This window comes from Leptolyngbya sp. 'hensonii' (assembly GCF_001939115.1).
Taxonomy (GTDB): domain Bacteria; phylum Cyanobacteriota; class Cyanobacteriia.
On sequence record NZ_MQTZ01000040.1, the window covers coordinates 1 to 8,916 of the forward strand.

The window sequence follows — 8,916 nt, forward strand, 5'->3', positions numbered from 1 at the left end:
CTGCATAGTCGTCTCCTAGCATTGGCAGATTCTCTCCTTCTTTGACTTTAAGCTTTTCTTCAGAACTCGGTGTATCTGGTCTCAGGAGCGATGCGATATGTTAGTAGACATCAAAACTGTCGCCCAATGCATAGTCGTCTCCTGGGTCAGAATTATCCCGTCTCCCCATAAACCCCGTTGCACACCGACCGTATAGAGTTGGTTGGTGAGTCCGAAAGGCTCTAGCGGCGGGTGAACGGGAACGTTAGGCGGCAATTCTGGGTACTCTTGTACCGAGAAGGGAAGTAATAAAGTGAAAGAAATATATGTGGGAAGCTATAGTATCAGGCTTAGTTGTCGCAGCACTTTCTGGTGCAGTAGGATTCCTGGTTAAATTAAGATTTTTTACCAATCCTCAGTATCTTCCAACGGTTTCCTCACATGAATCCTTAAGAAAAGCGTATTACTTCATCCCTGGTGAGTGGCACGAATATCACTTTACCTATGATCCTAAAATTGGCAAGGGGGAATATTTAGCACACTCAGTCTTTCGATTTTCGTTGCAGAAAAACTTAGTTGTTACTGGCAGTCTGGAGGTGAAAGCAGATCACCGCCGATCCCTTCGCTATAGAATTCGAGGTCAAATAAGCAATGGCAATTTTTATTACACAGGTGTGTGTATTGATGATCCGAGCGATTCATTTTGTAGTATGTTTCGCAACCTTCTTGATGATCAGATTCTTGGTGTAACAGTTGGGTGGGACTACAGTAAGGAGTCTTTTGTCTCACCAACATTATTAGTAAAAAAAGAACTTCAACAAGCAGAAGCCGAAAACCTTCTCAAGCAGTTTGAGGTCAAGTTATTTGGGGGCAAACAAGGAACCCCCTGAGTGCCGACCTTATATTAAGTGTTTTTGCTTCTTGGTATTTCATTTGGAATACCATACATCAGATTGTTTGGGACTTAATCTTCGCCATTGTACTTTGCAATATGCTTATTGTTTGTACTAATAGCAACTTGCCTGTACTCCGAGCCAGTAGAATATTGCTTGCCACTTGCACATCGATTGTACATATAAATACGCGAATGAACAGCAAAGTCAAAAAGCGCTGGAAGTTGAAGTACGGAGATGTCAATTAAAATAACAAAGATCTTTAACCAAAATCGATGACAGTATTTCTAACGGTTTTTTCTGGTGTTATGACTTTTGTGCTGGGGCAGTTGGTAATCAAATTGCTTGTAGATCCGGTTCATGACTTTAGAAAAACTGTTGCTGACATCGCTCTTGCATTGATTGAATATGCAAATGTCTATGCGAATCCTGGAGTAGCCGGAAGCGAAATTGAGAAGAAAGTTTCAGAGGAATTGAGACGCTTGTCTTCACGTCTCAACGCACAGATGTACTTAATACCGTATTATCGCATCACTGCCAAAATATTTGGATTACCTTCGAGAGAAAGGGTTGTGGATGCTGCAAGCAATTTAATCGGTCTTTCTAACGGTGTATTTAGGTCTGCATCCGATCTGGCGCTTGTGAATGTGGAGAGGGCTGATAAGATTCGCGATATACTTGGTATTTTTGTGCCTGAAAGTGAACGAATCAAACCTAGAGAATAGGTTCCTAGATGTCTCTTTACGCAGTGTAACAATAGTTTAAGAGGATAAGAAAGTGAGATAATAGGGTAAAGCGTCAGACAATATCCATGCCCAGGAAAATTCGAGAGTTGAAAGCTGAGATTGTGCGTGAAGGGTTTGTTTATCTGCCCAAGCGTGGCAAAGGCAGCCATGAGCGTTGGCGACATCCTTTGCTCAGAAAAACTCTAACAATTCCAGGTAAAGATGGAGATGATGTACCACTCTACCTAGAAAAACAACTAGCAAAGTTACTTGCTGTACTAGAAGAGTTGAGAGAGGATGAGAATTCATGAATCGATACAGTATGATCGTTCAATGGTCTGACGAGGATCAGCTTTTCCTAGTCACGATTCCAGAGTTTGCTGATCTGGTTGTGATGCCTTGCACTCACGGCAAAACTCGTGAAGAAGCAATTCATAATGGCGAAGAAGTTATTGAAATGTACTTAGAAGCTTGGAAAGCAGAAGGTGAATCTATCCCTGAACCGAGGACACTTCAAATCGCTTGAATGGTACTATGTCGCGGCGGCATAACAACCCGGTTGGAGCGGACTGACAAAGTTAGTCGGTTTGTGTCAGAGGTTATCGGCAGCCGCTCAACCGGAACGTTATACGCGCGACTCGAAGTCGTTCGGGGGAGTTGGAGAACGCCCAAAACGTTCTCCCTGTCAGTGTTCAGGCAGATGTCCGCCTCGGAATGTTCAATCAGTAATGAGAGGGCAGTATCAGCAGACGAGGTTAAGTGTCCAACAAACCTGAAGCCAAAACCAGGTGCGAGGGCTAGGGCAAGGTTGCTACGGATAATGCAAATGAATCCTTGATGAGGCTTCGTTAATTAAGGTGCTCGAAATGGCTGATACGAGCATGTTGGGGCATAGGAGGGTCGGTAGCGTCTAAATATCGAYYGRGAACACCTCGCCCCCGGAGTAAAGAGGAGTCCTAAGGCAACCACATCTCCACCCCGTGCGAAACGAGGAAACTCCGATAGAGTCCGAATCCTGCCTTCAGCATTCGGTAAGCCAAGGGCAACTGCGGTCGAATCCTCTAGCGGAAACAGGATGTCCTAAGAAGCGAACGCCGTCCGCCGAAAGGCAAGCGGAATCCATAACGCGACGGATAGGGCTTTTGCTCAACCCGAAAGGGTGCAGACATAGGACAGGTGATAGCTTGAATGTAGGTGAGATGAAACTCAACTGGCGGGAAAAGTTAGGTACAGGCTTCGGTTTGTAAACGTAACCGTCAGGGCAACTCGTAAGGGTTGTTAAGAATCGGAGACATTGAATTTCAAGACATTGCTTGAGCCGTGTACGGTGAAAGTCGTATGCGCGGTTCTGAGGGGAGGGGATAGGCTATACATAAAACCTGTCCCTTTACCCGACTTCTCTCTACTCGGTTAGCTAAGCACAGTAGATAAAAATAATGGAATCAACATATCAAGTAGCCCTGCAATCACGGACTGATCTAGCAAAATATGGAGATAATGCTTTATTACTCTTCACACTTCAGCTTCGGTTTGAAATTGAAGATATTGATGCTGTAGCTACTAATTCTCTCACTGACAGTTCCAATGATAAAAAGTGTGATCTTGTTTACGTTGACAAGGAAAGTCAAGTAGCAGTTATTGCACAAGGATACTTTTGCCAAAAAAGTGTATTGCCTAGCGAGGCTCCAGCTAATAAAGCTTCTGATTTAAATACTGCTGTGGTCTGGCTCCTTTCAACACCAATCAATGAGTTGCCAACTCAACTTCTTCAATCAGCAGCATCTGAGCTGAGAGAGGCACTTCAAAATAACGAGTTGAATTCAATAGAATTTTGGTACTCGCATAATTTACCTGAGTCAACAAACGTTAGAAATGAGTTAGATGCAGTCACAAGAAATGCTCAGAATGCGATAAGGCAAAATTTTCCAGGCTGTTCAGACATAAATATTTCTGGCTTAGAATTAGGAATCACTGCTACAGAAGGGCTTTATAATAGCTTAACTACTCCTATTTTAGTATCTGACAAATTTTCCGTATCCACTTCTGAGGGGTTTAATATTTCTGCTGCTGATTGGCAAGCATTTATTACAACAATTCCTGCTAACTGGTTATATGATCTCTTCAAGAAATATGAATCCAAACTCTTCTCTGCCAACATAAGAGGATATTTAGGTAGTCGAAATGCGGATGCAAATATAAATAACGGGATAAAGCAAACCGCCCAGGATGATCCGGCTCACTTTTGTGTTTTCAATAATGGTATTACCGCTATTACTCATGATCTCAAATATGATAGTTCGAGTCAACTTCTCGAATTAACAGGTATCTCAATTGTGAATGGCGCTCAGACTACTGGCGCGATTGGAAATCTTGCGTCGTCTCCTTCATCTAATGCGAGAATACAAGCTCGATTTATTGTATGTTCTAATCCATCTACGATAAAATCCGTCATCCGTTACAACAACAGTCAAAACAAGGTTGAAGCACCTGATTTTAGAAGCAATGACTCAGTACAAAGTAGATTAGTTATTGAATTCGGTAGCATACCTGAGACAGAGTATTTGGGAGGGCGGAGAGGTGGGTCTGAAGATGTAATCAGGCGTCGAGCCAGTCTCTTACCTTCCAGCACGGTTGGTCAAGCTCTCACTGCCTTTCATGGAGATCCATTAAATGCTTACAACCGTAAGTCTGATATTTGGAAATCAAATTCATTGTATGACCGGGTTTTCAATAATAAGACTACAGCTAAACATATAGTCTTTGTGTATTCACTGCATGAAGCTCTTGATGATTTCAAAAGAGAGCTTTCCGAAAAGAAGAAGAGTGGTAGTATTACCAGCGCTGAGTCATTACAATTGGAATTCTTTTTAAATAGAGGCTCTACTTTGGTTGCAGTTACGGCAATTTCTGCATGTTTAGAGGTACTGCTTGATCGGCAAATTCCTGATTCATTTAAGTTGTCATTTGGCTGTATATCACCAACTAGAGCAAAGTTAATCTGGAGAGAAGTATTAACTCCAATCATTGCGCTGATTTCGCAGCTAGCTCCCGCAGTGGAGAATGGAATTAAAGGGCAAAGTAGCACTTCGGTAACTATTTCTACTTTTCGCTCGTTGATTGATGCAACAAAATTTGCAAACGACGGGATCTATGTGACCTTTAGGAATAAAGTCGAAATTAATTAAGTTGAAGTCTGGTTTTGTTTTTTTTAAAATCTCTGTTCTTCCCCTCAATATATACCTCCTTGTGACTGTGCCTAACAATTCGCTCGGAGCGGACTGTCGAAAGATCTTGGTGCATTGCGAAGGCTATTTGCAGCCGCTCAAGCGCACCGTTCGACCGCTTTACATTGTCGGTAGGATAATTGCTTGAAAGCTCAACGGCTGAGATTCAGACTTCTAAAAAGCGTTATGAAGGTCGGTCGTCAGCCCATAGCTCTCTAAATAATGTCTTTGTTCTTTACATAAGGCAACGTTCGTGTGCCAAGTATGCAAACCTGCTCCATTTGATCAACTAATCGCTACACTGGAGCTAGCCAAGATTGGCTTATGAAATAGCCTAGAACCCTTAAATCAACCATGCCTGACCCCAGAGACGTTTTTGAGCATCCTGTAGGACACTGGGATTTTCTAACAGCTTCAGACGATACAGAGTTTGAAGGTCAGTTTTTTGACCGCAAAGAAGCTGGGCGAGTTGGGCAAAATGGTCTCGTTAGCAGAACTGATTTAAACCGTGTAATGGATCAAATAACTGAGTGCATATCTGCATTCGCCAACACGAACAAATCGGGAAGCTTATTAGTGATTGGTATTTCTTCAGGGGGCGAGGTTAAAGGAATCAACCACCTGGGAGATGAACAAAGAAGTAGATTGACAGGATTCAACATGCTCTTGTCTGATCAGGCAGCTCAAGCAAAGTTTGTTGAGTGTGATAATGATTCTGGCAATAAAGATTTTATCTGTCTAATTTACGTCCCTTACACATCACGACGGATTTGCCAGACTTTAGGTAATCGTCCTCGCGTGTGGAAAAGACAGGGCTCACAAAATATTGAGCTAAATGATCTACAACTTGAACAACTACGAAGAGATAAAGGAGTTGTAGACTATGAGCAAGCTGATTGCTGCCCCTATGACTCTAGAGATTTAGATCGAGCGGCTTTTCAGGAATTTCGTAGAGTGTTTTTACTAGATTCTTCCTATGATTATAGTGAGGAAGAGTTGCTCTACCAGGTCGGTGCAATCAATAGAGATAGTACAGGATATACCTTTACTAATGCAGGGTTGCTTTTTTTCGCATCAAACCCTCAAAGAGTTTTGCCTGCCTCCTATATTCGTCTACTTAGATTTGAAACTGATGTCGAAAATATTGAAAGTCGAGGTTTACCAACATTTGACAGAAAATTCACAGGATCAATTACAAAGCAAGTTCGTGACTTAAGAACTTTTTTTAGAGAATCAGGATTCTTTAAGCTTTATCAAAGAAGGAAGCCCGATGGAGGTTTCATTGAGGAGCCAGAGTATCCCTTTATTGCAGTTGATGWAGCATTCGTTAATGCAGTGGCTCACCGTGAGTATGCAATTGGATTACCAATAGAATGCGAGTCTTACAGAAATGCTTTTGTTGTGCGTAATGCAGGACGACTTCAGCAAAGAGATAGAGATGTTCCTGAACAATTTTCTTTAGAGACTACACGCCTAAATTCTTCTCCGCGTAATCCAAAGCTTATAGAATGGCTAAAAATGATGCGTGATGAGCGTGGCGCTGAGTTTGTCAGGGCACTTAGTGAAGGTACGAGGCGTATGCGGGATGAAATGAAGCGTTTAGGTTTACCCGCACCTGAATATAGAATTAGTGAATCTCAGACAACAGTTGTTTTATTTAATAATGTCCAGGAAAGAGAAGCTGCTCTTCGATTGGCTGCGACATCTGAATCTACTGAATTCTCAAACCTATTTCCATTAACTTTTGTTTCTGACAGCGATGAGATTTTTAGCGCGGATGATGTCTCCGATCGCTACAGAGATATCATGACTAGTTTAAAGGATTCTCTTTCAAACCATGATTGGTATATAGACAGCTTTAAGTTCAGTAAATTAATAGCTCATCGTCAGGGAATGCATATTCCATTATCTTCTGCAATTGATGGTCTGGTTAGACTTTATCCTGCTTATATATTTCAATTGCGACAATATTCAAAGAACTATTATTTATGTATTGACTACACGTTAGAAGTAAAGAATATTAAGACAGCTAAAGACATTCTTTCCTACTTTTCTCCGGATGAATTATCTGGTAGATCATCAGTTGTTAGATGGAATGGTTGGGAACTTGGAAAAATTGTTTCTGTTGATCACGAGTGGACTACTGTATATCTATTTGACTTTAAACAGGAGGTTCAAGTTGCCAGTAATAAGGTTATCCCGAATTTATCGAGAGCACAGATTGAACATGTACTCAAGCGAAATAATATTAGATTTGACCTATCTAGAGCTATAAAAGAACATAGTTTATCTCTGGAACCAAATTCCTCAAGAATCCGTGCTGAAAAAACTCAAGCAACAGCAATGGATCTTGTTCAAGAAATATTTCCACTCAAAGTTAATGGATTTTGGTGCAACTTAAAACCTGAACCTACACCTTTGCATAGACAAAACGAATACTTTAGTGGGTTACAAGTTCGTAGTGTGCCAGAGCCAGATGTTGAATTTAGTCACCATCGCGAATCTAAAGATATTCGTGATGGTATTACAAAATTTGGAGCTTATAGTAACGCTGAGAAAGTAGTTGAAATCGTTCCTATTTGCGTATCAGAATTACGCAGTAATATGTCTGCTCTTATTGAAAGGCTGAAAACGGGGAAATACAAATATCGTGGCTCTGAACGCACTTTCGGAACACGATTTACCTATTCTTCTGTTATCACACCTATCTCAGTTGAAGATACATTGAGTGAATGTAGAAGATTGCTTGTTGAACATCCTGAATGGATTGGAAGGCAAGAACTCGATCGAATTTTTCTCGTCCATGTTCCTGAAGGAAATTATTCAATTGACGACGAGAAGTCTCCATATTATGCCATTAAAAGATTTTTACTTGAGAATGGCATTCCCTGTCAAATGATTGATACTCCTACGCTTCTCAACCCTGACTGGAAAGATCTCAATTTAGCCTTGAATATAGTTTCAAAATGTGGAATTACTCCTTGGGTATTACCAGGAGCAATACCTGATGCCGATTTTTTTGTTGGTCTTTCATATACACAAAGCAGTAGAGGTAATTTTGACCGCCTAATGGGATATGCAAATGTTTTCGATCAGTATGGGAAATGGCAGTTCTACTCAGGAAATATAGATGTTTTTCCTTATTCTGAAAAGATGAAGTACTTTAGCTTGTTAATTGAACAAACTTTAAATCGACTTTCATTATCTGAGACTCCAAGTATATATTTTCACTATTCCGCAAAGTTTTCGCGCGAAGATAGAACAGCTATCCTTGAAGCTGCTCGACAAATTAGACCACAGGGAAAGTATTCGTTTATTTGGATAAATTCACACCACAGCGTAAGACTCTACGATAATCGTGCTGAAACTGATGGAAGCTTAAGTCGGGGTAGCTATGTAATTACATCTCCCAATCAAATTTATCTCTCAACCACTGGGTATAATCCTTACCGTAAAGCCCTTGGAACACCTGTCATGCTTGAGATTAATGTAAGATCAGAATATCCAGAAGGCACACCTAATTCTCCTCCAGATCTAAGAGCGGCGGCTGCACAGATTTTGAGCTTAACTAAACTCAATTGGGGTTCTACTGATTCATTATGTGGTGAACCTATTACAACAAAATATGCAGGAGATATTGCTTACCTAACATCTGCTTTTCTTAGACAAGGAAATCATTTCCACCTGCATTCAGTTTTGGAAAGAACACCGTGGTTCATTTAATGTAGATGATCTTGCATAGTCTTCAAAAGATATTGAGCCAACCAAGCAGTCGAACAAGTCGTTGGAGCCGACCGCCGAGAGGTTATCTGTAAGAGTTAAAGGTTGTCTGCGGCGGCTCAACTTGGTCGTTAGGCGCGCGACTCGAAGTCGTTCGGGGGAGTTGGAGAACGCCCAAAACGTTCTCCCTGTCAGTGTTCAGGCAGATGTCCGCCTCGGAATGTTCAACCAGTAATGGGAGGGCAGTATCAGCAGACGAGGTTAAGTGTCCAACAAACCTGAAGCCAAAACCAGGTGCGAGGGCTAGGGCAAGGTTGCTACGGATAATGCAAATGAATCCTTGATGAGGCTTCGTTAATTAAGGTGCTCGAAATG

At 41.5% G+C, this 8,916-nt stretch carries 6 protein-coding genes; all 6 read left to right on the forward strand.

Going from position 1 to position 8,916, the window contains the following annotated elements; translation table 11 throughout:
* The first annotated feature begins 305 nt into the window (after positions 1 to 305).
* The 6 genes from BST81_RS11900 (at position 306) to BST81_RS11925 (ending at position 8,544) form a co-directional block, all read left to right on the forward strand.
* Entirely contained in the window at positions 306 to 869 is a 564-nt protein-coding gene (locus BST81_RS11900) for a hypothetical protein (RefSeq protein ID WP_075598733.1), read from the forward strand.
* 278 nt (positions 870 to 1,147) lie between these two features.
* Positions 1,148 to 1,597 carry a hypothetical protein gene (locus BST81_RS11905; protein WP_075598734.1) on the forward strand — a complete coding sequence of 150 codons (450 nt, stop codon included), beginning with the start codon at positions 1,148 to 1,150 and terminating at the stop codon, positions 1,595 to 1,597.
* Positions 1,598 to 1,704: 107 nt separating this feature from the next.
* Positions 1,705 to 1,908 carry a type II toxin-antitoxin system HicA family toxin gene (locus BST81_RS11910; protein ID WP_253188256.1) on the forward strand — a complete coding sequence of 68 codons (204 nt, stop codon included), beginning with the start codon at positions 1,705 to 1,707 and terminating at the stop codon, positions 1,906 to 1,908.
* Positions 1,905 to 2,123 carry a type II toxin-antitoxin system HicB family antitoxin gene (locus tag BST81_RS11915; protein WP_075598736.1) on the forward strand — a complete coding sequence of 73 codons (219 nt, stop codon included), beginning with the start codon at positions 1,905 to 1,907 and terminating at the stop codon, positions 2,121 to 2,123. The genes BST81_RS11910 and BST81_RS11915 overlap by 4 nt, the downstream gene beginning before the upstream one ends.
* Before the next feature lie 910 nt (positions 2,124 to 3,033).
* Complete coding sequence (locus BST81_RS11920) at positions 3,034 to 4,782, forward strand: AIPR family protein (RefSeq protein ID WP_075598737.1); 1,749 nt, start codon at positions 3,034 to 3,036, stop codon at positions 4,780 to 4,782.
* 393 nt (positions 4,783 to 5,175) lie between these two features.
* Positions 5,176 to 8,544 carry an RNA-binding domain-containing protein gene (locus BST81_RS11925; protein ID WP_075598738.1) on the forward strand — a complete coding sequence of 1,123 codons (3,369 nt, stop codon included), beginning with the start codon at positions 5,176 to 5,178 and terminating at the stop codon, positions 8,542 to 8,544.
* The last annotated feature ends 372 nt before the right edge of the window (positions 8,545 to 8,916 follow it).

What these genes read in the sequence shown, in the direction of transcription:
- BST81_RS11905 (WP_075598734.1), top strand. Translation starts at nt 1,148, where the DNA reads ATGACAGTATTTCTAACGGTTTTTTCTGGTGTTATGACTTTTGTGCTG.
- BST81_RS11900 (WP_075598733.1), top strand. Translation starts at nt 306, where the DNA reads ATGTGGGAAGCTATAGTATCAGGCTTAGTTGTCGCAGCACTTTCTGGT.
- BST81_RS11915 (WP_075598736.1), top strand. Translation starts at nt 1,905, where the DNA reads ATGAATCGATACAGTATGATCGTTCAATGGTCTGACGAGGATCAGCTT.
- BST81_RS11920 (WP_075598737.1), top strand. Translation starts at nt 3,034, where the DNA reads ATGGAATCAACATATCAAGTAGCCCTGCAATCACGGACTGATCTAGCA.